Source organism: Methylophilus sp. 'Pure River' (genome assembly GCF_046765995.1).
Lineage (GTDB): Bacteria > Pseudomonadota > Gammaproteobacteria > Burkholderiales > Methylophilaceae > Methylophilus.
The window spans coordinates 133,898-156,308 of the sequence record NZ_JBKOUE010000009.1 but is presented as its reverse complement, the minus strand read 5'-3'; the positions used below and the strand labels follow the sequence as shown (position 1 = coordinate 156,308).

Below are 22,411 nucleotides of genomic sequence, written 5' to 3'. Positions count from 1 at the left end.
TAGGGTATCCATGAAACGATACTTTTCTCCCATTGTGTTGAGTCTGTTACTGCCATGCATGCCTGAGGCTGCTGCGCAGGATGGCGCTACCGCCATCTCTGGCAAGACACCAATCACTATGCTCTACGACACACGCTTTGAAGCGCACGATCCCGGGCCTGAGCATCCGGAGCAAGCGCGTCGCGTCAGTGCGATTGTGGAGCGATTGCAGCATCATGAGTCCTTGCAGCCGTTTTTACGGTGGCCGACTTTTGCTGCGGCTACGCGCGCAGATTTATTGCGCGTACACAGCGCCGCCTATCTGGATTTGCTGAATGCCGAGCAAGCACGCGTGCCTGCTGGCACACACAGACCACTCAGTACCGGCGACACCGTGATTTCGCAGCACTCGCTGGCCGTGGCGACACTGGCTTCCGGCGCCGGGATGGCGGGCATCGATGCGGTGATGTCTCAGCCATCACCGCTGGCATTTGCCTTGGTGCGCCCACCCGGCCATCACGCCACCCGCGATCGCGGGATGGGGTTTTGCCTGACCAACCATATCGCCGTTGCTGCGCGTTATGCCCAGCAGCGTTATGCCATTCAACGCATTTTAATTGTCGATATCGACGTGCATCATGGCAATGGCACGCAAGAGATTTTTGAGGCAGATAACAGCGTCTTTTATTTTAGTGCGCATCAGCACCCGCTATATCCCGGCAGTGGCCGTCCTTCTGAGCAGGGTGTTGGTGCCGGGCTCGGCTACACGATGAATGTGGACGTACCCCCAGGCAGCAACGAGCAGGTGCTTTTGCACGCATTAGACCAGCAGCTGGTGCCTGCCATGCAGCAATTCCGTCCGCAACTTATCCTGGTATCGGCTGGGCTGGATGCACATGCAGGTGATCGTTTGGGGGCATTACAATATTCTGATGCGGGCTATGGCAACATCGCTATCCGCATAAAGCAGCTGGCGGATGCTTATGCGCAAGGACGTATGCTGTGGATGCTGGAAGGGGGCTATGTGCCCGTGCAAAATGCCAATGCCGTGGAAGCGATTCTTACGGCTTTGTTGCGTTAGCGGTGGCAATTCATTCGATTGTCATAAATATATGTTAATATATTCAATATGTTAAAGCGTTTTTATGTCTATTTCCTGTTGTCGGTGCTGTTTGCCATTGCGCAAACTGGCATTGCCACGCACGAAATCAGCCATATCAAAGAGCTGACGCAGCAGTCCCAACCCGACAAAAAACAAGGCAATGAACCTTGTACCTTGTGTATCAGCCTGGCGCATGCCGCAGGTGCGCTGACACAAGCGCCGAAGTGGAGTTTGCCTCCGCTTAACGCATTTACTCCTCCAATCGCCGCAGTGTTCGCGGTTATTACCAGTTGCGTCGCCGTTTATTCTGCGCGCGCCCCGCCTTTCATTATTTCCGCCTGATATTAATCGCGCTCCTGGATTGGCATTAGCCATCTCTGGCGCTTATTTATTCTGAGTACAGTGCAACGCGCACTGTCTCTATCGTATCTGGAAATAACAATGAATATGATCAAAAGCATGGCGCCACATTCCTGGCGTCACAAACCGCTATGGCTGGCGATGATGGCTGCATTAACTAACCCTGTATTCGCTGCGGATAACGCTGCCAACATCGACCTTGATCAAGTGCCGGTAACGGGTAATCCTTTGGGGGTAGCCTCGGATGATATGGTCGTTCCGGTGTCCGTGCTTGGTGGCCGCGAATTAAGCCTGCGCCGCCAGGGCACGCTGGGTGAAACACTGAATGGTATTCCTGGGGTCACTGCGACGCAGTTCGGCCCCAATGCCTCGCGCCCGATTATCCGCGGCATGGATGGTGAGCGTGTACGCATCATGCAAAACGGCGTCGGTGTGCTGGATGCGTCTTCCCTCAGTTTTGACCATGCCGTTGGCATAGACCCACTGATTATTGAACAAATTGATGTGGTGCGTGGACCTGCGGCCTTGCTATATGGCGGCAGTGCCATGGGTGGCGTAGTGAATGCGATTGACCACCGTATCCCCAAAGAGTCTTTGGATGGTTATACCGGCCGGGCAGAAGCGCGTTTTGGCGGACCGGATAATACGCGTAACGGCGCAGCGGTGATGGATGTCGGTAACGGCACATTTGCATTACATGCCGATGTCTATAGCCGTGAAACCAGCAACCTGGAGATTCCAGGCTATGCTGTGTCCAAGCGTAAAAGCAGGGCTGATGGTACGCCGCGCGACAGCAAGGGCAATGGTAAGTTGAATAATAGCGATGCGCTGGCGAATGGCGGTGCGTTGGGCGCTGCCTGGACCTTTGATACCGGATACCTGGGTGTGTCTTATGCGGACTCCAATAATAACTATGGCACAGTGGCCGAAGACAGTGTGCGCATCGACATGCAAAACAAACGCCTGGAGCTGGCGGGTGAAGTGCGCGATTTAAAGGGGCCGTTGCAAAAACTCAAATTGCGCATGGCCCATACGGATTATCAGCACGTTGAGCTGGAAGATGGTGTGGTTGGAACGACATTTAAAAATCGCGGTGTTCAGGGGAGCCTGGAAGCGACGCACGCGCCGATTGCCGGTATTAATGGGGTGTTAGGTTACCAGTTCCAGAATACGCGTTTCCAGGCCTTGGGCGAAGAGGCCTTTGTGCCGAGTGTGACCACGCAAGATCAGTCCGTGTATGTGTATGAAGAGTATGCGATTAACCAGCACAAGCTCACGTTTGGTGGCCGCACGGGTCAAACCACGGTTAATTCCGCCGACAGTACCAATTTCGGTGCCGGGCAAAACAACAGCTTTAACCCGAATAGCTTCGCCCTGGGTGGGTTGTATGCGATCAATGACAACTGGAACGCGACATTTAACTTGTCACACAATGAGCGTGCGCCAAGTTATTTTGAGTTATATGCCAACGGTGCGCACATTGCGACAGGTCAATATGAGGTCGGCAGTACACAGCTGAAAAAAGAGCGTTCGAATGGTATCGATGCGCAATTGAAGTGGAAGTCCGGTGGCAATAGCGTCACTTTGGGGGCTTATGCTACCAGGTTTAAAAACTTTATTGGCTTGTTCAACACGGGCAACGATGTGCTGGTCGATGGCGAGTTGTTGCCTGAAGCTGAGTTCAGAGCTGTCCCTGCCCTATTTAAAGGCGTGGAGCTGGAAGGTAAGTTTGCCTTGAATGATGAGTGGGCGCTGAAGTTACGTGGGGACTATGTACATGCCAAAGACACGCGCAATAATGACTATCTTCCGCGTATCTCACCTTTGCGCCTAGGCGGTGGCCTGGATTACCATCTGGGCGGCTGGAATGCACGTGTAGATGTGTTGCATGCCTTTAAGCAAAACGATGTGGCTGAGAACGAGTTGAAAACCAACGGTTACACCAACCTGAGTGCCCTGGTTGCGTACAAGTTGCCTGTGAAATATCACGTCGAGTTATTTGCCAAGGCCAATAACCTGCTTAATGATGAAATTCGCGAACACGCGTCTTTCCTCAAGGATATTTCGCCAGCAGGGGCGCGGTCTATTTTGGTCGGTGCACGGGCTGATTTCTAAAGATGTTTGAGTAATAAAAAAGGTTGGCATTGCCAACCTTTTTTATTGGTGCAACTGGTGATATTAACCCAGCAGGATCAAGCCCCAAACGACTGCTAGGTTAATCAATGCTAGCAACACGGCGGCGCTACCAATATCTTTCGCGCGTTTGGCTAATGCGTGGCGCTCAATAGACACGCGGTCAACCACGGCCTCTACGGCTGAGTTCAGTAACTCGACAATCATCACCAACAGCACGCTGCCGACCATCAGGATGCGGTGCAAGGCTTCTGCTTCGAGATAAAACGCCAATGGAATCAATACCAGCGACAGCCAGACCTCCTGGCGGAAGGCATCTTCATGTTGGTAGGCGGCTTTAAAGCCATCCATGGAGTAGCCAAAAGCATTGATTAAGCGACGAAGACCAGTTTTGCCTTTAAACGGGCTTTCCTGGTGGCTGGATGATTGATTGTTTTGCATGGATTATCTCTAAAATGCGACATCAGATTTTAACATGCGCTATGATAGCGCTTTTAGCAGTGTAGTGAGGAACGAACATGGCAAGATTGGTGCAATGTGTGAAACTGGGCAAAGAGCTTGAGGGCATGGATTTCCCGCCTTACCCGGGCGAGTTGGGCAAAAAGATTTATATGCACGTGTCCAAAGAGGCCTGGGCAGGCTGGTTGAAGCAGCAAACCATGCTGGTTAACGAAAACCGTTTGAGCCTGGCTGATGCCAGTGCCAGAAAATATCTGGCCGAGCAGACTGAAAAATATTTCTTTGGCGATGGTGCTGATGTCGCAAGTGGTTACGTGCCGCCCAGCGCTTAATGCATCAGCTTGATGGCCGCGATTAAAAAAAGCACTCCTGGGAGTGCTTTTTTGTTTTACAACCATCTTAAGATTGCGTTTCGCGCTGAATGTCTTCCAAGCTGGTGTGGCGCACATCTTTGCCTTTCACCATATAGACGACGTATTCAGAAATATTTTTGGCATGGTCGCCGATACGCTCAATCGCTTTCGCCACAAACAGCACTTCCAGTGACATGGAAATGGTGCGTGGATCTTCCAGCATAAATGTAATCAGTTGACGCATGGCGGCGCGGAACTGCTCGTCCACTTGCTCATCTTGCTTGGCTACTTCTACTGTCTGGCTCACGTCCAGGCGGGCGAAAGAGTCTAATGAGGTACGTAGCATTTCACGCACAATCCCAACCATGGTTTTAATCTCGTTAAAACGGGGTTTGTACATGCGGTCTTGTTCATAGATGCGCTGTGCTGTACGGGCAATTTTGGTGGCCTCGTCGCCAATACGCTCAAGGTCGGTGATGGTTTTTACCATCATCATGATCATGCGCAAATCACGTGCAGCAGGTTGTCTGCGGGCGATGATGTGGCTGCAATCTTCGTCGACTTGTACTTCGAGTGCATTGACGCGTGTGTCACGCTCCATCACATCCTTGGCCAGATTCACGTCGGCACTGGTGAGTGCCTCCAGCGCATTCACAATCTGCTGCTCAACCAGTCCCCCCATTTCCAGAACCTTGGCACGTACTGATTCCAGTTCAACATCATATTGCTTAGAGGTATGTTCAAATTGCATGACAAATTTTCCTAATTATTGTGCCGGTGCAGGTTACCAGCACAATATGACAACTTCGTGATAATTTTGCAATTACTTTGTCAGGGTTTTGACGCCGTTTGGTGTAGCTAGCAATAAGACGTTAGCCGGACGCGCCGCAAACAGGCCGTTGGTGACGACGCCAACGATGGCGTTGATTTTGGCTTCCAGTGTGATCGGGTCGCTAATGGTCAGGCCGTGTACGTCCAGGATCAGGTTGCCGTTATCGGTGGTGAAATCACGCAGTTTTGGCTGGCCACCCAGTTTCACCAGTTCACGTGCGACATGGCTACGTGCCATTGGCAACACTTCTACCGGCAGCGGGAATTTGCCCAATACTGGTACGAATTTGCTTTCGTCACAGATACAGATAAAGGATTTGGCCACGGCTGCCACGATTTTTTCACGCGTTAATGCACCGCCACCGCCTTTAAGCATGTGCATGTGCTCTGTGATTTCGTCTGCGCCATCCACATAAATATCCAGGCTGTCGACACTGTTCAAGTCAAACACTTCAATGCCGTGACCACGCAGGCGTTCTGCTGTGGCTTCTGAGCTGGCCACCGCGCCGGTGATTTTGTGTTTTACTTTGGCCAGTTCATCAATAAAAAAGTTGGCGGTTGAGCCGGTGCCCACGCCGATAATGCCGTCTTTAACATAGGTGACCGCGGCCTTCGCAACTTCCAGTTTCAGTGCGTCTTGTTGTGCTTTATCCATTGCCATTTGCTTCAATCCTTGATTAATTCTTTATAATACAAACAATTCTCTATCATACACTGCAACCCTGCGGTTTTAAAATCTTAACGCCTTTCATGACCATCAATTACCGCGAAAAAATCGAACACTCCCAAGTCTATGCTGTAGCCAGACACACACCTTTGGATGAGATGCCTAACCTGTCTGCGCGCTTTAAAAATCGTGTGTTATTGAAGCGTGAAGATATGCAGCCGGTGTTTTCATTCAAGCTGCGTGGTGCTTATAACAAAATGGCCAATTTACCGCCCGATGCACTGGCACGTGGTGTGATTTGTGCCAGTGCCGGCAACCATGCGCAAGGTGTGGCGCTCAGTGCGCAAAAAATGGGCTGCCGAGCCGTGATTGTGATGCCCACAACAACACCTGCGATCAAGGTCAATGCCGTGCGCTCGCGCGGGGCCGAGGTGGTGCTGTTTGGCGATAGCTATTCCGACGCCTATGCGCATGCCCTTAAAGTCGAGCAAACTGAAGGCCTGACCTTTGTGCACCCTTATGATGACCCGGACGTGATTGCCGGCCAGGGCACGATTGCGCTGGAAATTGTGCAGGATCATCCAGAGCCGATAGAGGCGATTTTCTGCTGCGTTGGCGGCGGCGGCTTGCTGGCAGGCATTGCCGCGTACATCAAAGCCGTGCGCCCAGAAATCAAAGTGATTGGTGTCGAGGCGCAAGATGCCGAAGCCATGACGGAGTCAGTGAAGCTTGGTCAGCGCGTGATGCTGGAGCAAGTGGGCTTGTTCGCAGATGGTGCTGCGGTGAAGCAGGTGGGCGAGCATACCTTTGCTTTGGTGCAGCAGTATGTGGATGAAATGATTGTCGTCGATAACGATGAAGTGTGTGCCGCGATTAAAGATGTATTTGAAGACACGCGCAGCATTCTCGAACCTGCAGGCGCCCTGGCGTTAGCCGGCTTGAAAGCCTACAGTGAAAAACACCAGTTGCAAGGCAAAACCATGATTGCGGTTGCCTCTGGCGCCAATATGAACTTTGACCGCCTGCGCTTTATTGCCGAACGGGCCGAGTTGGGTGAACACCGCGAAGCCGTGTTTGCGGTGACGATTCCGGAAACGCCGGGCGCTTTCAAAGCCTTTTGCCGTCAATTGGGTAACCGGAATATCACGGAATTTAATTACCGTTTTTCTGATGCCAAGCAGGCGCATATTTTTGTCGGCCTGGCCGTGCACAATCCGGCTGAAGCGGCGGAGATTGCCAACACGCTTGAAGCTGCAGGCTTGCCAACCTTGAATCTCAGCGATAATGAAATGGCCAAATTGCACCTACGCCATCTGGTGGGTGGTCACGCGCCACAAGCGCAAAACGAGGTGGTTTATCGCTTTGAGTTCCCGGAAAAACCTGGCGCTTTAATGAACTTTCTCGAATCCATGGGTCACAACTGGAACATCAGCTTGTTTCACTACCGTAATCATGGCGCCGATTTTGGCCGTGTGCTGGTGGGGATGCAGGTGCCGCCAGAGGATAAAGTGGCATTTGAGCAGTTTCTGCAGCAACTGGGTTACCCTTGCTGGGATGAAAGCCAGAACCCTGCCTATCGCTTGTTTTTAGGGTAGTTGGTTATAAATAGCCAATATGGTGGCTGTTTGCAGCCTACATTGGCGGTGATGATGTGAAAAGTAGTCGTGGGCCGCGGTTTGTCGGCGAGTATGATTCTTGCTGCAACCATAAGCTTTAATAAAAAAATCAGGAGATAAATGCAATGTTGAATTCATCATTCGCGCGTCGTACGCGCATGAGCTTGCTGTTGTTGGCTTTGGTTGCCAGCGTGGCGGCCTGTAACAAGCAGGAAGAGCCAGCCGCCGAAGCAGCTGCGCCCGCCACTGAGGCGGCAGGTGGTGTCGCTTATGTGTCTACGCAAGATGCTGGCGTGAACGTGATTGACCTGGCAACCATGCAAGTCACCAAGCAGTTGGATGTCAAAGCACAAGGCCCGCGTGGCCTGGCAGTGACCGATGATGGTAAGCAATTGGTAGTAGCTACACGTGAAAACGGCAGTGTTTCCGTCATTGATACCGCCACGGGTGAGGTCGTTAAGCAAATTGAGGTCGGTAAAAATCCTGAGTTTGTGCGTGTGAGTGGCAACTTTGCGTTTGTGTCGTCTGAGCCTAGCGCCAAGGCTGGCCCACCACCCAAGCCAGGTGAGAAACCTGCGGAAGATGACGATGACGACGATGAGGAAAAAATTCCGGCCAAAATCGCAGTGATTGATTTGACCAAGGGTGAGAAGATTCGTGAAATTACCGGTGGCCCGGAAACTGAAGGCCTGGAGTTCTCTGCGGATGGCAAGCAATTGGTGATCACCAATGAAGCGGATAACACGGTCACTGTGCATAACATTGAGACCGGTGAGCTGGTGAAAACCATCCCTACGCACGAATATGGCGATAGACCGCGCGGCATTAAAGTGTCACCTGATGGTAATACTTATTTGGCGACATTGGAGTTTGGTAACAAGATCCTGGTGCTGGATAAAGACTTTAATGTAGTACGCACGGTGGATACGGCTGAAACGCCGTATGGCGTTGCTTATGACAGCAAAGGCGAGCGCATCTTTGTGGCAACCAACAAAGCTAAATTGCTGCAAGTGTTTGATGCCAAATCCTTTGAAAAGCTGAAAGAAGTGCCGACGGCTAACCGTTGCTGGCATTTCAGCTTTACCCCGGACAACAAGAATATCTTGCTGGCCTGTGGTAAGTCTGATGCTGTGCTGGTGATTGATGCCGACAAGCTGGAAGTGACCAGCCAGGTGGAAGTGAAAAACATGCCTTGGGGCGTGGTCACCTTCCCGAAAGCCATGGGTAGTCTGGAACGTGCCAAATAAGCTATTCTTAGCAAATAAAAAAGCCCGCAGTTGCGGGCTTTTTTATTTGAATGTGTGCAATTTATGCGCTGCGTTTGCGGATCCAGAAGGTGAACACGCCTTCGGCTTCCTGCATGTCCAGTAAAGTGTGGCCGGTTTGGCGGCAAAAGGCGTCAAAGTCCTTTTTTGAGCCGGGGTCTGTGGCGCTGATTTTCAGTACTTGCTCGGCCGTCAGCTCATTCAGTGCTTTTTTGCAGCGCAGGATAGGCAGTGGGCAGTTCAAGTTGCGGGCATCAAGGTCTTTATCACTGTGCATGAGCGTTTCCTGAATTAAGGGTTCAAGCGGCGTTGATAGGCAGTCCGGCACTTGCCCAGGCCAGGATGCCGCCTGCCAGATGCGAGACGTCTGTGCGGCCTTGTGACAGTGCAAATTCACCTGCCGCCACCGAGCGCACGCCGCTACGGCAATAAAACACAATTTTTTTGTCTTGTGGAAACTGGTCAAAGACGGCGGTCAGATTGCCTAAGGGCACATGCAGTGCGCCGGGTAAAATGCCGGAAACAAGTTCGTGATCATTGCGGATATCAACAAGCAGCAATGATGGATCATTCAGTAATGGGTGTAATTCATCCGGTGTTAAGTGTTTTAATGACATCAACAAACCCAGAAAAAGAAGTGTGCCGAAAGGCAGGTAAGGAAGTGGTGGCCAGAGGCAGAATCGAACTGCCGACACGAGGATTTTCAATCCTCTGCTCTACCGACTGAGCTATCTGGCCATCAGCAATTTGGGCATGTCCCGAATTGCAAGACGCGCATTATAGCAAAGAACGCAAAGAATGCACACAAAAGATAAAAAAAATCCTGATATGCTGCACATGCGTTATTTTATAACGGTTGAGGAGTGGTCATTTGCGGGTGCGTGAGGCCGGTTTGCCGGGACGCGGAAACAATCTGCGTTTGGGTGAGTCACAAAAGTGAGAGGTTTTTAATGGTGTGGGATGGTGTGGAAAATAGGATGAAGCGTATGTCGAATACCATCATGATTCTGGGTGAGGTGCTGGGGGATGTGTTTCCCGAGCGTACCATCATAGGCGGTGCGCCTTATAATGTGGCCAGGCATTGCCATGCCTTTGGGCTGGATGTGCACTTGCTCACGGCGGTGGGCAATGATGCGCTCGGTGAGCGTATTGTCGCCGAGATGCAGTCATGCGGCCTGTCGATTGCAGGTGTACAGCGGTCTGATACCTTGCCCAGCGGGCAGGTTATGGTGCATTTGGAGGCGCACGGCCACCGTTTTGAAATCCTGGATCAGCAAGCCTACGACGATATGCGATGGCCGCCAGTAGAGGCTTTAACGGCTCAGCATCCGCCGCGCCTGGTGTATCTCGGTTCGCTGGCACTGCGGCATGCGCCCATGCAAGCGCTGGCCGGGCAGTGGTTGAAAATGTGTACGGCGACGGTGTTTTGCGATATTAATCTGCGTGCACCGTGGTATGACGCGCATAGCTTGCGCCAGGTGTTGCAGGCGGCGGATATCCTGAAGATCAACCATGAAGAGTTGCCCGAAGTGTGCAAGTTGCTGGGCCTGCCGGGCTCGCCTGACATCAATGAATTGGCGCGGCAGCTGTTGATGGTGTTTGGGCTGAGTGAAATGTTTGTTACTTGTGGCGAGCAAGGCAGCTTTTGGCTGGATGCCTATGGCAACGGTTTTCGTGCGCCGCCAATGAAGTTGCAGGCGCCTTTTGTGGATAGTGTGGGCGCGGGTGATGCTTATACGGCGGTGGTGATTCGCGGCTTGCTGGCCGGGTGGTCGCGGCAGGCCATGCTGACGCGCGCCGCCTGGTTTGCCGCTTCTATTTGCGGTATTCGTGGTGCGGTGCCTGCACAAGCAGATTTTTATGATGATTTTTTATAATGCGCTGTAAATTAATTCATAAAAACAGAAACTTAATGGCATAAAAGTCTATGCAAGGTATGGACTTGCCGATATAATGCGCGGTTCGTGTAAATTGAATGTCGGCGTGGTAAGGCAAATAAGTTGTCTGGCTGCCGCGACATTGACGCTAACTCAAAGGAAAAAAGATGGCTGTTACCGCAGAACAATCCGCAAAAATCATTAAAGAATACCAACGCAGTGAAGGTGATACAGCAAGCCCAGAAGTACAAGTGGCTTTGTTGACTAACCGTATCACTTACCTGACTGAGCACTTCAAATCCAACAAAAAAGACAACCACTCACGCCGTGGTCTGTTGGCTCTGGTTAGCCAACGTCGTCGTTTGCTGGACTACCTGAAGGGTAAAGATGTTAGCCGCTATCAAACGCTGATCGAGCGCTTGAACCTGCGTAAATAATTTGGTTTAAAGTGTGACACTTAATCCTGTTCACTTTTAACGAAATAAAAGCCGATGGCATGGTGATTGCCTCGGCTTTTTTGCTTTAAAAAATCGCCAAAAACGCGGTGGCTTCTGTGAGTGCGTTGCAACTGGATAAACAGGCGCAGCGTGTTGATGGAAGTCACCACAAATCGGGAAATACAGCCGTCGCGCGTCGGGCAACCCAATGCGTAGCGCCCAAACGCAGTAAGCGAATGCTGTATTTTCATTATTGAGATTGGCTATTAGGTAGTGAATAGCCATGGTAGAGAAAAGGAAAAATATGTTTGAAATTACTAAAAGAAGCATCCCGTTTGGTGCGCATACCCTGACATTGGAAACAGGTGAAATTGCACGCCAATCTGATGCCGCAGTGATCGTCAGCTACGGGGATACCGTTGTGCTGGTGGCTGTGACTGCCAAGCGTGAAGTCAAAGAAGGCCAGGATTTCTTCCCATTAACCGTGGATTACCAAGAAAAAACCTATGCTGCTGGCCGTATTCCAGGTGGTTTCTTCAAGCGTGAAGGCCGTCCTAGCGAAAAAGAAACACTGACTGCCCGTTTGATCGATCGTCCATTGCGCCCGCTGTTCCCAGATGCGTTCTACAACGAAGTGCAGGTCGTGGCCACTGTATTGTCACTGGATCCGGAAATTGATTCCGATATCCCAGCGGTGATTGGTGCCTCTGCTGCATTGGCATTGTCTGGTATTCCATTCTACGGCCCATTAGGTGCGGCACGCGTGGGTTATATCAATGGCGAATACGTATTGAACCCAGATGTTTCATTGCTGAAAGACTCCGCACTCGACTTGGTGGTTGGTGCAACTGAATCTGCGGTGATGATGGTTGAATCTGAAGCCAAAGAGCTGTCTGAAGAAGTGATGCTGGGTGCCGTAGTGTTTGGTCACGAGCAAATGCAACCAGTGATCAAGGCCATTAACGAAATGGCTGCCGAAGCCGGTAAAGATGCCTGGGACTGGACACCACCAGAGCCAGACACTGCTTTGATCGACAAAGTCGCTGCGATTGCGGCAGATGACATCAATGCTGCGTTTAAAATCAAATCTAAAGGTGAGCGCTCTTCCAAGCTGGACGAAATTAAGTCCCGCGTGATGAGCACATTGATCACTGAAGAAACGTCTACGCTGGAAGCCAACAAGATTAAAGACGAGTTCTTTAAACTGGAAGCTAAAACCGTGCGTAGCCAGATTTTGAACGGTGAGCCACGTATCGATGGCCGCGACACACGCACTGTGCGCCCGATCACCATCCGCTCAGGCGTATTGCCACGTACACACGGCTCTGCCCTGTTTACACGCGGTGAAACGCAAGCGTTGGTAGTTGCGACATTGGGCACTGGCCGTGATGAGCAAATCATTGACGCACTGTCTGGTGAATACACAGACCGCTTTATGTTGCACTACAACATGCCTCCGTATGCAACTGGTGAAACTGGCCGTGTGGGTACGCCTAAGCGCCGCGAAATCGGCCACGGTAACCTGGCAAAACGTGCTTTGAAAGCAGTGCTGCCTAAAAAAGAAGACTTTGACTACACCATGCGTGTGGTGTCAGAGATCACTGAGTCTAACGGTTCTAGCTCCATGGCGTCTGTCTGTGGCGGTTGCTTGTCACTGCTGGATGCTGGTGTGCCATTGACTGCACACGTTGCTGGCGTGGCGATGGGCCTGATCAAAGAAGGTAACCGCGTGGCTGTACTGACCGACATTCTGGGTGACGAAGACCACCTGGGTGATATGGACTTTAAAGTGGCGGGTACCGACAAAGGTGTGACCGCTCTGCAAATGGACATCAAAATCACCGGTATCACAGCACAAATCATGCAAGTGGCACTGGCACAAGCCAAAGAGGGCCGCGCGCACATCCTGGGCTTGATGAAACAAGCCGTGTCTGGTGTGAACACTGAAATGTCACAGTTTGCCCCACGTATCATCACCATGAAGATCAATCCGGACAAGATCCGTGACGTGATTGGTAAAGGTGGCGCAGTGATTCAGGCACTGACTAAAGAAACCAACACCAGCATCGACATCGAAGATGACGGTACCGTGAAAATTGCATGTACCAATGCGGATGAAGGTGCTGAAGCCCAACGTCGTATTGCACAGATCACGGCTGAAGTTGAAGTCGGCCAGATCTACGAAGGCCCAGTGGTCAAGATTCTGGACTTCGGTGCTGTCGTGACTTTATTGCCAGGTAAAGATGGCCTGGTACACATTTCACAAATCGCCCACGAACGCGTCAAAGCGGTGAGCGATTACCTCAAAGAAGGTGATATCGTGAAAGTGAAAGTGGTTGAGTTGGATGACAAAGGTAAAGTGCGTTTGAGCATGAAAGCCTTGATCGATCCACCTGCAAAAGAAGAAGCACCAGCGGCTGAGTAAGTCGTATGTTGTAAAAAAAGCCCGCGTCAGCGGGCTTTTTTGTGCCTGTCTGACATGCCATCGCGGATAAAAATATGTTTGCGTCAATATACGTATAGGTGAACACTTCTCATTCCGTCATAATGCCATCGTATGAACAATTATAAAAAAATCATACATAGTGCCGCTTCGGTTTATGTACAGACGGCTGTATTGGTCACACTCTCTGCACAAGCCAGTGAGTCCATAGACCTGGAAGAAATCCAGGTGCGCGCACATTATGACAATGCGATAGGTACCTCAGATGCGGTCAGTGAAGGTAAGGTCAATGCCAGCCTGATTAAAAACCGTCCTATTGCGCGCATCGGCGAGATACTTGAGTTCGTGCCTGGCATGATCGTGACCCAGCACAGCGGTAGCGGCAAAGCCAACCAGTTTTACCTGCGCGGCTTTAACCTCGACCATGGCACTGACTTTGCCACTTATGTGGACGGGATGCCGGTCAATATGCGCACCCACGCGCATGGCCAGGGCTACACTGATTTAAATTTTTTGATCCCGGAGCTGGTAAGTCATATCCACTACAAAAAAGGGCCCTATTCGGCCGAAGAGGGGGATTTCTCCTCTGCGGGTGCGGCAAGATTACATCTGTTGAATCAGTTGCCACAAGGCATCGTCAGCCTGACCGTGGGGAGCTACGATTACCAGCGCATGCTGCTGGCTAACTCGGTGGCTTTGCAGCAAGGCCATTTACTCTATGCGCTGGATGTCAATCACTATGATGGCCCCTGGCAGGTGGCAGAAGGCGTCAGGAAATACAATGGTTTGCTGCGTTACAGCGAAGGTGATGCACGCGATGGCATGACGCTGACTGCAATGGCGTATCAAAATCGCTGGAATTCGACCGACCAGATTCCATTGCGTGCTGTACGCAGCGGTCAAATCGGGCGTTTTGATGCGATTGACCCGAGTGATGGCGGCGACTCGTCACGTTACAGCCTGTCGTTTGCCAAGCACCACCGTGATCAGCATGGTGGCTGGCAAATCAATGCGTATGCCGTCCGCTCCAAGCTCGACTTATTCGGTAACTTTACCTATTTTCTAAATGATCCCGTCAATGGTGACCAGACTGACCAAAGTGAACAGCGTACCATGCTGGGCCTCAACCTCAGCAAGTCGTGGCTAGGTGAAATTGCCGGCATGGCGATGGACAATAAACTGGGCTTGCAAACACGGTATGACAAGTTGTCACCAGTGGCGCTCTACAAGACGGTGCAAACGCAGCGTTTGTCACAAATACGGTCAGATAAGGTAGAGGAAAGCAGCGCCGGTGTTTATGCTGAAAACACGCTATGGTGGCATGAGAAGTTACGCACGGTGGCAGGCTTACGTTATGATCGCTACCAGTTCGATGTCAAAAGTAGCCTGGCAGGTAACGCCGGTCATGTCGACGATGGCATTACCTCACCCAAGTTTTCGGTCATTTTCGGGCCGTGGGCGAATACAGAATTTTTCTACAATCTTGGCAAAGGCTTTCATAGCAACGATGCACGCGCTGCCACGCAAACCCGCCTGCTAGATGGTTCTGCTGCCTTGCCTGTTACCCCTTTGGTGAGCACTCGCGGCAGCGAGATCGGTGTCAGAAGCGAGTGGGTGCCTGGCCTGCAAAGCTCGTTGGCCATCTGGCAATTGGATATGGACTCTGAGCTGTTATTTGTTGGCGATGCCGGAGAAACTGAACCCAGCCGCGCCAGCCGCCGTTATGGTGTGGAGTGGAATAACCACTACGTCGTCAACGACTGGCTATTGCTTGATATGGATATTGCACTCTCCAAAGCCCGCTTTAGAGACCACGACCTGGCAGGACAATACATCCCTGGCGCAATCAACAAAGTGGCCTCTCTGGGGGCAACGGTGACAAACTGGGGCAACTGGTTTGGCAGCATGCAATTACGCTACTTTGGCCCCAGGGCGCTGGTAGAAGATAATTCTGTGCGTTCAAATGGCACATTCCTTACCTATGCCCGCATCGGCTACCGGTATAATCAACGCACCAGCCTGACGCTGGATGTGTTTAACCTGTTTGACCGCAAGGCCAGCGATATCGACTATTACTATGAGTCGCAACTCAAAGGCGAGGCTGCACCGGTCAACGATATTCACTTTCACCCGGTAGAACCCAGAGCTGCACGACTCACATTGACCTATCAGTTTTAGCGAGGACTTAGCCCATGCGACGCATCACGATTTCTGTTGAGGACGACCTGGCCGACGCCTTTGACCAGCTGGTGGCCGTCAAAGCCTACGTGAATCGCTCAGAAGCCTTTCGTGACCTCGTGCGAAAGGCGCTTGATGAGGCAGTTATGGAAAATGCCGATCACGCACAGGCCGAGTGCGTTGCCTCGCTCAGTTATGTTTATGATCATCACGAACGCCAGCTCGCCAGCCGGGTAAATCAACTACAACACGACCATCATGACGTGATTATCACTGCCCAACATGTGCATTTGGATCATGATAATTGTATGGAAACGGTGATATTGAAAGGCAAAATTGCCGAGGTAGAAGCGTGTGTGAATGCAATCTCGTCACAGACGGGCGTTATGCATGCGAAGGTGCATATTATTCCTAGATAGTTGAGATCGTCACTTATTGAATTAATCGAGTCTCATCCCCTATCGACTCCTGTATAGCTGGGTTGTTTAGGAGGTTGAATATAGTTTGCAGTTAGAATAGTAAAAGATGATCTATACAGGGTTTAAATAATGAATGAGCTCAATTTAGAGCAGGCTGAAGCTAGGGTGGCAAACTTACTAAGAGCGAGTGAGAGTAAAACCCTGGAATTCAAGCGCGTGTCTGGTCAAATGGTCAACAAAACATTAATTGCAATCAGCGCCTTTGCAAACACAGATGGCGGGATTCTCGTTTTGGGAGTCGCGGATGCACGTCAAGAGGTTGGTCAAAAAAGGCTATATGGTGTTGAAGAAAATCCAGAGTCAGTAGATGACTTAAGAAGAAAACTGAGCACACAAATTACACCAGTTATTGGGCATTTAAAGTTTTTTAGATGGGCTTGTAAACTTCGTGATCAGTCAATTGGGCATATTGTGCTGATTCAAGTTGGCAAAAGCGATAAAGTACACTCTGTCGCGGACAACGGCACGTTTAAACGCATGGACGCAAGCAGTAGGCAAATGAATGCTGAAGAAATTACTGAGTTGTCGTATCAGCGCGGCATCCGATCTGCTGAAACTGAGATAATCGATGTTGAGTTTGATTTGCTGGAAACAGATACTTGGCGGGCCTTTTTAGCGGGGCGTGGGCTTAAATCGGGTACTTTTCCTGAGCAGCTTAATCGCATAGGTTTGGCGTCGAAAGTTGGGAATAAACTTATGCCCACCCGAGCGACTGTGTTACTTTTTGCAGATGAGCCAGGGAGTTTGCTTGCCTCTTTCGGTACTCGAGCTGACGTTCGAATTATGGTCTATGATGGCAAGCAGGCTGTCGCAGGGGCTACACCAAACTTAAGAAAAGCGCCTAAAACAATACGTGGTCCACTGGTGGAGTTAATTGATAAAGCAGTCGCTGAAGTATTAGATGAGCTTGCAAAAGGTTTGACGCTTAGTGGTAGCGGCTTTAAAACAAAACATTTGTATCCTGAGCGTGTTGTTAAAGAGGCTATAGTTAATGCAGTCATACACCGTGACTATCCTTTAAATCGCGATATTTTTATAAAAATTTTTGATGACCGCATTGAAGTGGAAAGTCCTGGCATTTTCCCTGGCAATATTACGCCATCAAATATTGATAAAGCGGGTTCAAAAGCTAGGAATCCACTTATTGCACAAAACTTAAGAGAGTTTCCTATACCCCCTAATATTGATGCAGGGGAAGGTGTGAAAATGATGTTTGCAGAAATGGCCAGCGCTAAGCTTTTTCCACCGCAATACTCTCAAAACACGACAGCAGCAGTTGAAAGCGTTACTGTGACACTCAGAAACTTGGAGCGCCCAACAATATGGGACGAGGTCAGTCATTGGATTGACACCAAGGGTGAAATTGCTAATGCCGATTTATGCAAGATTGCAAAAATAGAAACTTTGGCATCGTCGCGAATGCTAAAAAATTGGGTTGAACAAGGTGTTTTAATTCAATTGCCAGATAGGGGTAAGCGTAACATGGCTTATACAAAGCCAACACTTCCAGAAGAACAAACTTTATTATCTGAAGATGAAGATAACAAAATAAGTAATCACTATTAATCTTTATTTATCAATTGCTTAGGTTGTTGTTCATTTTCAAAAAGTATAACAATTAAAGTAGCTCCAATTTCTTAATATGAGCCTAATTTAAATGCACGAAATCATCTGCCCCCATTGCAGCAAAGCCTTCAAGATTGATGAGGCGGGCTATGCTGACATCCTCAAACAAGTCCGCGATAGCGACTTTGAGCATCAACTTCATGAACGTCTTGAGTTGGCTGAAAAAGAAAAGCAAAGTGCAATTGAGTTAGCCACCACCAAAGTGGCCAGTGATTTACAGCAAGCTGCCGCGGCCAAAGATAGTGAGATTAAAGAGCTTAAGTCTAAGCTAGAGTCTGAGGCCGTGGCTAGGCAGTTGGCTGTAACTCAGGCGTTGAGTCAGGTTGAAAAAGAACGCGATGCTTTGGTGAACCAACTTGCTCAAGCAAAACAAGAGGTTGCTAATGTGGCTAATTTGGCAGAAGCAAAGCTCTCGCATGAGATTCAAAAAACAGCTTCGACGAAAGACAGTGAAATCCAAGGCTTAAAAGCAAAGTTGGACGCCATTGAAACCGAAAAGAAACTGGCGATTAATCAAGCGGTGGGCCAGGTGGAAAAAGAGCGTGATGAACTCAAGGGTAACTTGGTACGCGCGGCTCTCGAGAAAGAGTTGGCTGAGAAGTCGCTTAAAGATAAATACGAAACGCAGATTAAAGACCGCGATGATGCTATTGAGCGTTTGAAGGACTTGAAGGCCAAGCTTTCGACAAAGATGATCGGCGAAACGCTAGAGCAGCATTGCGAAACCGAGTTTAACCGTATTCGTGCCACTGCATTCCCTAAAGCATATTTTGAGAAAGACAACGATGCACGCTCGGGCAGTAAAGGCGACTATATCTTTAAAGACCAGGATGACGGTGGCACTGAAATCGTCTCAATTATGTTTGAGATGAAAAACGAAAATGACACTACTGCTACTAAAAGCAAAAATGAGGACTTTTTAAAAGAGCTGGATAAAGACCGCAATGAAAAGGGTTGCGAGTATGCGGTGCTGGTTTCACTATTAGAGCCTGAGAGTGAGCTTTATAACACTGGCATCGTCGATGTGTTCCACCGCTACCCCAAAATGTATGTGGTACGCCCGCAGTTTTTTATCCCTATGATTACGCTGCTGCGTAATGCAGCTTTAAACTCGATGAAATATAAAACTGAGTTGGCTACCGTAAGAGCACAAAATATAGATATTACGAATTTTGAGAGCGAGCTAGATGCCTTTAAAAACGCGTTTTCACGTAACTATGAACTCGCCTCGAATCACTTTCAAAAAGCAATTGATGAGATTGATAAGTCTATCGATCATCTGCAAAAAACCAAAGATGCATTGCTCAGTACCAGCCGCAACCTTCGTTTAGCCAATGACAAGGCACAAGATGTGACTATTAAGAAGCTGACTAAGGGTAATCCGACGATGGCTGATAAGTTTGAAGAGCTAAAGCGATAATGAACAGTCGTTTTAACTCGATGGATTATATTAATTTCTAATCGGTGAGTATTTAGAGTAGTTTTGTACCAAGTGGTACTTCATGCTCGGGTACACACAGGGTGACGCGCCCTTCTGCATCGTGAAACCCAGTGACCAGGCACTCTGACATAAACGGCCCGATTTGTTTAGGCGGAAAATTCACCACGGCGACCACTTGTTTGCCGATTAAACTTTCCGGACTGTAAAGCGCTGTGATTTGAGCACTGGATTTGCGTACGCCAATCTCTGGGCCAAAGTCGATCTGCAGTTTGTAAGCGGGTTTGCGAGCCTCGGCAAATACTTCGGCCGCAATCACTCGCCCAACGCGCAACTCCACTTTGGTGAAGTCGTTCCATTCGATTTGAGTCATATCACCATATTCTTAAAGATCATCTGGCGATGATCTCCGAAGTTTTAAATCAACGTTAATGATCATACTCTGCAAGTATTTATCAAAGGTCAGGGCAATAGCGCGCAGAGTGCTAAAAGAGGTGTCTATCATTACCGCATTTTTTGCGGTGATTGAAAGGGCTTATTACCGCACGTTGAAGCATTTAGTAATCAATGGCGCGCATTAACGAATCAGCGCAGAGAGCGCTTTGAATTGTGCATGTGTGGCGGCCTGCATGGGTTCAAACAGCATGGATTCGGTATTGGTGATGATGCAACCGGCCGCGCGCAGGCGTTCGATGGCATTGTGGCGATTGGCAATATCGCGCGAAATAACGGCGTCTTCAACAATAAAGACTTGTTTGCCCGCAGCCAGGGCATCGAGTGCGGTTTGTAATACACAGATGTGCGCCTCCAGCCCAAATAGCACTACTTGCGGCGCAACGCTGATGGAAGAAGCTTGTAGTGTCGGCTCTTGCCAGGCGGAAAAGGCGAGTTTAGCTGTGCGCGGGGTGTATTCAGGCAGTAATGATTGCAGCTCTGGCAAGGTCTCGCCCAGTTTTTCCGGGTATTGCTCGGTGACCCACAGCGGAATATTGAGTAATTGCGCTGCTTGCAGCAAGCGTTGAATATTCTTGATCACCGTTGCCATGGCAGCTTCTGGCATCACGGGGCATAGTCGCGTTTGTACATCAATCAACATCCAAACAGCATCTGTGCTGGCTATGGCAGATTTCATGGCTATCTCTTGGTGAGTTGCTGGTCTATGTCCTGCAGGTCGGCTTCGTTGATAATGCCGCTGGCCGTTTTGAGGCGGATGATGCTGACCAGGTAGTTGTAGCGGGCCTGTAGTAAATCGCGTTTGGCGCTAAAGTGTTGTTGTCTGGCATTAAGCAGGTCTACGCTGGTGCGGATGCCGACTTCATAGCCGAGCTTGGTGGCGTCTAGCTGGCTTTGGCTGCTTTGCAAGGCCTGTTCCAGTGCCTTGATTTGTGCAATGCTGCTACTCAATCCCAGGTAAGCACGTTGTGTTTCCAACATGGTCTGTCGGTGGACGTTTTCGAGATCATCTTGTGCCTTCTGCTTGTTATACGACGCCTGTCTGATGCGAGAGTCTACCGCGCCACCCAGATAAATCGGCACGTTGAGTTCTACGCCTATCACCGCATTTTGCAGGTCTGTCCCAAAGCGGTTCTGGCTACCGTTGTAGTGGCTATCGGTGTAGCTGGCGACCGCATCCAGGGTCGGATAGTGTCCGGATTGGGCGATGCTGATATTGCGGTCACTGATTTCAATCTGTGCCTGCTGGATCTGGATATTCAGGTTGCTGGCGGCAGTCACAGTTTGCCAGTCTTGCATGGGTTTGAGGGCAGGTGCGATTTGCAGGTCGTCACGCACTTTTGCCAGCGTTTGTGGCGGGTTGCCTATGATGGCTTGCAGGCTATGCTGCGCCACGGCTTGCTCATTTTCTGCCGCAATTTCCTGGGCCACGATCAGGTCGTAGCGCGCCTGCGCTTCGTGTAGGTCAGTGACGGTCGTGATCCCGGCCTCAAAGCTGGCTTTGGCCTGTTGCAGCTGTTGCTGGATGGCCTGTTTTTGCGCGGCCAGCAATTCGATGCGATCTTGTGCCTGCAGCACATCAAAATAGGCCTGTGTGGTGCGCAGCATCAGTTGTTGCTGGGTCAGGTGTAGCTGCTTGTCGGTGACGCTGACCTGCACCTTGCTTAAGTCTATGCGCTCAAGATTTTCTTTGCGGTAGATGGGCTGTCGCGCTTCCACTTTGGCGGCATAGCCTTCAAAGCGGTTGACGCCTGCTGGCAGCGGTACATTGGCGGTGTTGTACTTAAGGTCGGTGTGATTGGCCGTGGTGCTGGCACTGAGCGCCACGTTGGGGCGGTAGCCTGCCTTGGCTTGCTCAATCAGCTCTTGTGCCGCCAGGTTGCCATGACCAGCCGCAGCCAGTTGCGGGTCGTTTTGCTTGGCTTGCAGATAAACATCAAACAGGCTTTGCGGCGCGGCTTCTGCCCATGGCCCCAGCCAAAGGCTGCTTAGGAGCAATATCCAGTGAGTAGGGCGGCTGAAGGTCATCGGCGTCTTGGGTGTAATGGCTGAGAGGTTTAAAAGCTGAATGCCTGTGCCTGAGGGGCATTTTGCATTTCTACCAGGCTGGTTTCAAACAGCACATCCTGTTTGTAACTATGCTCTGCCAGGCGCTGAATCAGGGTGGCTTGCATCACTGGTGCCTGGCCCAGCACGATCAGCAGGCGTCCGCCGATGCTGAGCTGGTAGCGCACCCCTTCTGGCTCTACTGGGCTGGAAGCAGTAAACACAATCGCGTCATAAGGGGCTTGTGATTCGTAGCCGTTGTGGCCGTCTAACTCAATCACCTGCACGTTTTGAATGCCTTGTTTGGTCAGCGATTGCGTCGCTTGTGCGCATAACTCGGGGAAGATTTCCAATGCAGTCACTTGTGCGCAATGCTGCGCCATCAGGGCTGCCAGGTAGCCACTGCCGGCGCCTACCAGCAACACTTTATCTTTGGCTTGCAGTTGCAGCGCCTGCAAAAAGCGGCCTTCCACTTTAGGGCTGAGCATTTGCTGACCATGTGCCAATGGGATCTCGATATCGGCAAACGCCAGTCCGCGATAGGCTTCCGGGACAAAGGCTTCGCGTGGCATATTGTTTAACGTCGCCAGTACTTGCGGGTCCAGCACCTCCCAGGTGCGAATCTGTTGCTCAATCATGTTAAAACGTGCGGTTGCCTGATCTGTCATG

Annotated in this window: 23 protein-coding genes and 1 tRNA gene; 13 read left to right on the top strand and 11 right to left on the bottom strand. The window is 50.4% G+C overall.

What is annotated here, in order from left to right; genetic code table 11:
• The first annotated feature begins 10 nt into the window (after window positions 1-10).
• The 3 genes from ACIDE9_RS12065 (at window position 11) to ACIDE9_RS12055 (ending at window position 3,556) form a co-directional block, all read left to right on the top strand.
• On the top strand, window positions 11-1,060 hold the full coding sequence (locus tag ACIDE9_RS12065; RefSeq protein ID WP_411994997.1) for a histone deacetylase: 1,050 nt from the start codon (window positions 11-13) through the stop codon (window positions 1,058-1,060).
• A 48-nt stretch (window positions 1,061-1,108) separates the two neighbouring features.
• Window positions 1,109-1,423 carry a hypothetical protein gene (locus ACIDE9_RS12060; protein ID WP_194755043.1) on the top strand — a complete coding sequence of 105 codons (315 nt, stop codon included), beginning with the start codon at window positions 1,109-1,111 and terminating at the stop codon, window positions 1,421-1,423.
• A gap of 99 nt (window positions 1,424-1,522) precedes the next feature.
• Window positions 1,523-3,556 carry a TonB-dependent receptor gene (locus ACIDE9_RS12055; RefSeq protein WP_411994996.1) on the top strand — a complete coding sequence of 678 codons (2,034 nt, stop codon included), beginning with the start codon at window positions 1,523-1,525 and terminating at the stop codon, window positions 3,554-3,556.
• A 63-nt stretch (window positions 3,557-3,619) separates the two neighbouring features.
• On the opposite strand, the gene ACIDE9_RS12050 is transcribed toward ACIDE9_RS12055, so the two are convergent.
• Window positions 3,620-4,015 carry a diacylglycerol kinase gene (locus ACIDE9_RS12050; protein WP_194755041.1) on the bottom strand — a complete coding sequence of 132 codons (396 nt, stop codon included), beginning with the start codon at window positions 4,013-4,015 and terminating at the stop codon, window positions 3,620-3,622.
• A gap of 77 nt (window positions 4,016-4,092) precedes the next feature.
• Between ACIDE9_RS12050 and ACIDE9_RS12045 the strand changes: the two genes are divergently transcribed.
• Window positions 4,093-4,365 (top strand): oxidative damage protection protein, encoded by a 273-nt coding sequence (locus ACIDE9_RS12045; RefSeq protein ID WP_194755040.1) that lies wholly within the window; start codon window positions 4,093-4,095, stop codon window positions 4,363-4,365.
• Between the two features lie 67 nt (window positions 4,366-4,432).
• Here ACIDE9_RS12045 and phoU read toward each other — a convergent pair whose 3' ends face one another.
• Window positions 4,433-5,137, bottom strand: coding sequence for a phosphate signaling complex protein PhoU (phoU, locus tag ACIDE9_RS12040; protein WP_019883784.1), 705 nt, complete (start codon window positions 5,135-5,137; stop codon window positions 4,433-4,435).
• Window positions 5,138-5,209: 72 nt separating this feature from the next.
• Complete coding sequence (gene rpiA, locus ACIDE9_RS12035) at window positions 5,210-5,872, bottom strand: ribose-5-phosphate isomerase RpiA (RefSeq protein ID WP_411995007.1); 663 nt, start codon at window positions 5,870-5,872, stop codon at window positions 5,210-5,212.
• Window positions 5,873-5,967: 95 nt separating this feature from the next.
• Between rpiA and ilvA the strand changes: the two genes are divergently transcribed.
• Together ilvA and ACIDE9_RS12025 are read left to right on the top strand one after the other, a co-directional pair.
• Window positions 5,968-7,479: a threonine ammonia-lyase, biosynthetic gene (gene ilvA / locus ACIDE9_RS12030; RefSeq protein ID WP_411994995.1), complete on the top strand. Its 1,512-nt coding sequence runs from the start codon at window positions 5,968-5,970 to the stop codon at window positions 7,477-7,479.
• 146 nt (window positions 7,480-7,625) lie between these two features.
• Complete coding sequence (locus tag ACIDE9_RS12025) at window positions 7,626-8,747, top strand: cytochrome D1 domain-containing protein (protein WP_411994994.1); 1,122 nt, start codon at window positions 7,626-7,628, stop codon at window positions 8,745-8,747.
• 61 nt (window positions 8,748-8,808) lie between these two features.
• On the opposite strand, the gene ACIDE9_RS12020 is transcribed toward ACIDE9_RS12025, so the two are convergent.
• The 3 genes from ACIDE9_RS12020 to ACIDE9_RS12010 form a co-directional block, all read right to left on the bottom strand.
• The gene (locus ACIDE9_RS12020; RefSeq protein ID WP_194755037.1) at window positions 8,809-9,042 is read right to left on the bottom strand and encodes a sulfurtransferase TusA family protein; all 234 of its coding nucleotides are present in this window, start codon (window positions 9,040-9,042) and stop codon (window positions 8,809-8,811) included.
• A 22-nt stretch (window positions 9,043-9,064) separates the two neighbouring features.
• Entirely contained in the window at window positions 9,065-9,382 is a 318-nt protein-coding gene (locus tag ACIDE9_RS12015; RefSeq protein ID WP_194755036.1) for a rhodanese-like domain-containing protein, read from the bottom strand.
• 45 nt (window positions 9,383-9,427) lie between these two features.
• A tRNA-Phe gene (locus tag ACIDE9_RS12010) sits at window positions 9,428-9,503 on the bottom strand.
• A gap of 248 nt (window positions 9,504-9,751) precedes the next feature.
• Between ACIDE9_RS12010 and ACIDE9_RS12005 the strand changes: the two genes are divergently transcribed.
• On the top strand, window positions 9,752-10,642 hold the full coding sequence (locus ACIDE9_RS12005) for a PfkB family carbohydrate kinase (RefSeq protein WP_411994993.1): 891 nt from the start codon (window positions 9,752-9,754) through the stop codon (window positions 10,640-10,642).
• Window positions 10,643-10,809: 167 nt separating this feature from the next.
• Window positions 10,810-11,079: a 30S ribosomal protein S15 gene (rpsO, locus tag ACIDE9_RS12000; protein ID WP_194741164.1), complete on the top strand. Its 270-nt coding sequence runs from the start codon at window positions 10,810-10,812 to the stop codon at window positions 11,077-11,079.
• Window positions 11,080-11,099: 20 nt separating this feature from the next.
• Here the strand turns inward: rpsO and ACIDE9_RS11995 are convergent, their stop codons facing one another.
• Window positions 11,100-11,330 carry a hypothetical protein gene (locus tag ACIDE9_RS11995; RefSeq protein WP_411994992.1) on the bottom strand — a complete coding sequence of 77 codons (231 nt, stop codon included), beginning with the start codon at window positions 11,328-11,330 and terminating at the stop codon, window positions 11,100-11,102.
• 53 nt (window positions 11,331-11,383) lie between these two features.
• On the opposite strand from ACIDE9_RS11995, the gene pnp reads away from it, so the two are divergent.
• From pnp to ACIDE9_RS11970, 5 genes are all read left to right on the top strand, one after another.
• Window positions 11,384-13,504, top strand: a complete 2,121-nt coding sequence (pnp, locus tag ACIDE9_RS11990; protein WP_194755033.1) for a polyribonucleotide nucleotidyltransferase — start codon at window positions 11,384-11,386, stop codon at window positions 13,502-13,504.
• Window positions 13,505-13,636: 132 nt separating this feature from the next.
• Window positions 13,637-15,700 carry a TonB-dependent receptor gene (locus tag ACIDE9_RS11985; RefSeq protein WP_411994991.1) on the top strand — a complete coding sequence of 688 codons (2,064 nt, stop codon included), beginning with the start codon at window positions 13,637-13,639 and terminating at the stop codon, window positions 15,698-15,700.
• A 14-nt stretch (window positions 15,701-15,714) separates the two neighbouring features.
• Window positions 15,715-16,119 (top strand): nickel-responsive transcriptional regulator NikR, encoded by a 405-nt coding sequence (gene nikR, locus ACIDE9_RS11980; protein WP_411994990.1) that lies wholly within the window; start codon window positions 15,715-15,717, stop codon window positions 16,117-16,119.
• Window positions 16,120-16,248: 129 nt separating this feature from the next.
• Window positions 16,249-17,745 carry an ATP-binding protein gene (locus ACIDE9_RS11975; RefSeq protein WP_411994989.1) on the top strand — a complete coding sequence of 499 codons (1,497 nt, stop codon included), beginning with the start codon at window positions 16,249-16,251 and terminating at the stop codon, window positions 17,743-17,745.
• A 91-nt stretch (window positions 17,746-17,836) separates the two neighbouring features.
• A complete protein-coding gene (locus ACIDE9_RS11970; RefSeq protein WP_411994988.1) occupies window positions 17,837-19,225 on the top strand; it encodes a DUF2130 domain-containing protein in 1,389 nt (462 codons plus the stop codon).
• 52 nt (window positions 19,226-19,277) lie between these two features.
• On the opposite strand, the gene ACIDE9_RS11965 is transcribed toward ACIDE9_RS11970, so the two are convergent.
• From ACIDE9_RS11965 to ACIDE9_RS11950, 4 genes are all read right to left on the bottom strand, one after another.
• Window positions 19,278-19,616, bottom strand: coding sequence for a tRNA-binding protein (locus tag ACIDE9_RS11965; RefSeq protein WP_411994987.1), 339 nt, complete (start codon window positions 19,614-19,616; stop codon window positions 19,278-19,280).
• Between the two features lie 204 nt (window positions 19,617-19,820).
• The gene (locus tag ACIDE9_RS11960; protein WP_411994986.1) at window positions 19,821-20,375 is read right to left on the bottom strand and encodes an isochorismatase family protein; all 555 of its coding nucleotides are present in this window, start codon (window positions 20,373-20,375) and stop codon (window positions 19,821-19,823) included.
• A 2-nt stretch (window positions 20,376-20,377) separates the two neighbouring features.
• On the bottom strand, window positions 20,378-21,724 hold the full coding sequence (locus tag ACIDE9_RS11955) for a TolC family outer membrane protein (RefSeq protein WP_411994985.1): 1,347 nt from the start codon (window positions 21,722-21,724) through the stop codon (window positions 20,378-20,380).
• A gap of 29 nt (window positions 21,725-21,753) precedes the next feature.
• Entirely contained in the window at window positions 21,754-22,410 is a 657-nt protein-coding gene (locus ACIDE9_RS11950) for a protein-L-isoaspartate O-methyltransferase family protein (protein WP_411994984.1), read from the bottom strand.
• Window position 22,411: the final 1 nt, after the last annotated feature.

Excerpts from the sequence above, each read along its gene's own strand:
- ACIDE9_RS12065 (WP_411994997.1), top strand. The coding sequence starts at position 11 with ATGAAACGATACTTTTCTCCCATTGTGTTGAGTCTGTTACTGCCATGC.
- ACIDE9_RS12060 (WP_194755043.1), top strand. The coding sequence starts at position 1,109 with ATGTTAAAGCGTTTTTATGTCTATTTCCTGTTGTCGGTGCTGTTTGCC.
- ACIDE9_RS12055 (WP_411994996.1), top strand. The coding sequence starts at position 1,523 with ATGAATATGATCAAAAGCATGGCGCCACATTCCTGGCGTCACAAACCG.
- ACIDE9_RS12050 (WP_194755041.1), bottom strand. The coding sequence starts at position 4,015 with ATGCAAAACAATCAATCATCCAGCCACCAGGAAAGCCCGTTTAAAGGC.
- ACIDE9_RS12045 (WP_194755040.1), top strand. The coding sequence starts at position 4,093 with ATGGCAAGATTGGTGCAATGTGTGAAACTGGGCAAAGAGCTTGAGGGC.
- phoU (WP_019883784.1), bottom strand. The coding sequence starts at position 5,137 with ATGCAATTTGAACATACCTCTAAGCAATATGATGTTGAACTGGAATCA.
- rpiA (WP_411995007.1), bottom strand. The coding sequence starts at position 5,872 with ATGGATAAAGCACAACAAGACGCACTGAAACTGGAAGTTGCGAAGGCC.
- ilvA (WP_411994995.1), top strand. The coding sequence starts at position 5,968 with ATGACCATCAATTACCGCGAAAAAATCGAACACTCCCAAGTCTATGCT.
- ACIDE9_RS12025 (WP_411994994.1), top strand. The coding sequence starts at position 7,626 with ATGTTGAATTCATCATTCGCGCGTCGTACGCGCATGAGCTTGCTGTTG.
- ACIDE9_RS12020 (WP_194755037.1), bottom strand. The coding sequence starts at position 9,042 with ATGCACAGTGATAAAGACCTTGATGCCCGCAACTTGAACTGCCCACTG.
- ACIDE9_RS12015 (WP_194755036.1), bottom strand. The coding sequence starts at position 9,382 with ATGTCATTAAAACACTTAACACCGGATGAATTACACCCATTACTGAAT.
- ACIDE9_RS12005 (WP_411994993.1), top strand. The coding sequence starts at position 9,752 with ATGTCGAATACCATCATGATTCTGGGTGAGGTGCTGGGGGATGTGTTT.
- rpsO (WP_194741164.1), top strand. The coding sequence starts at position 10,810 with ATGGCTGTTACCGCAGAACAATCCGCAAAAATCATTAAAGAATACCAA.
- ACIDE9_RS11995 (WP_411994992.1), bottom strand. The coding sequence starts at position 11,330 with ATGAAAATACAGCATTCGCTTACTGCGTTTGGGCGCTACGCATTGGGT.
- pnp (WP_194755033.1), top strand. The coding sequence starts at position 11,384 with ATGTTTGAAATTACTAAAAGAAGCATCCCGTTTGGTGCGCATACCCTG.
- ACIDE9_RS11985 (WP_411994991.1), top strand. The coding sequence starts at position 13,637 with ATGAACAATTATAAAAAAATCATACATAGTGCCGCTTCGGTTTATGTA.
- nikR (WP_411994990.1), top strand. The coding sequence starts at position 15,715 with ATGCGACGCATCACGATTTCTGTTGAGGACGACCTGGCCGACGCCTTT.
- ACIDE9_RS11975 (WP_411994989.1), top strand. The coding sequence starts at position 16,249 with ATGAATGAGCTCAATTTAGAGCAGGCTGAAGCTAGGGTGGCAAACTTA.
- ACIDE9_RS11970 (WP_411994988.1), top strand. The coding sequence starts at position 17,837 with ATGCACGAAATCATCTGCCCCCATTGCAGCAAAGCCTTCAAGATTGAT.
- ACIDE9_RS11965 (WP_411994987.1), bottom strand. The coding sequence starts at position 19,616 with ATGACTCAAATCGAATGGAACGACTTCACCAAAGTGGAGTTGCGCGTT.
- ACIDE9_RS11960 (WP_411994986.1), bottom strand. The coding sequence starts at position 20,375 with ATGAAATCTGCCATAGCCAGCACAGATGCTGTTTGGATGTTGATTGAT.
- ACIDE9_RS11955 (WP_411994985.1), bottom strand. The coding sequence starts at position 21,724 with ATGACCTTCAGCCGCCCTACTCACTGGATATTGCTCCTAAGCAGCCTT.
- ACIDE9_RS11950 (WP_411994984.1), bottom strand. The coding sequence starts at position 22,410 with ATGACAGATCAGGCAACCGCACGTTTTAACATGATTGAGCAACAGATT.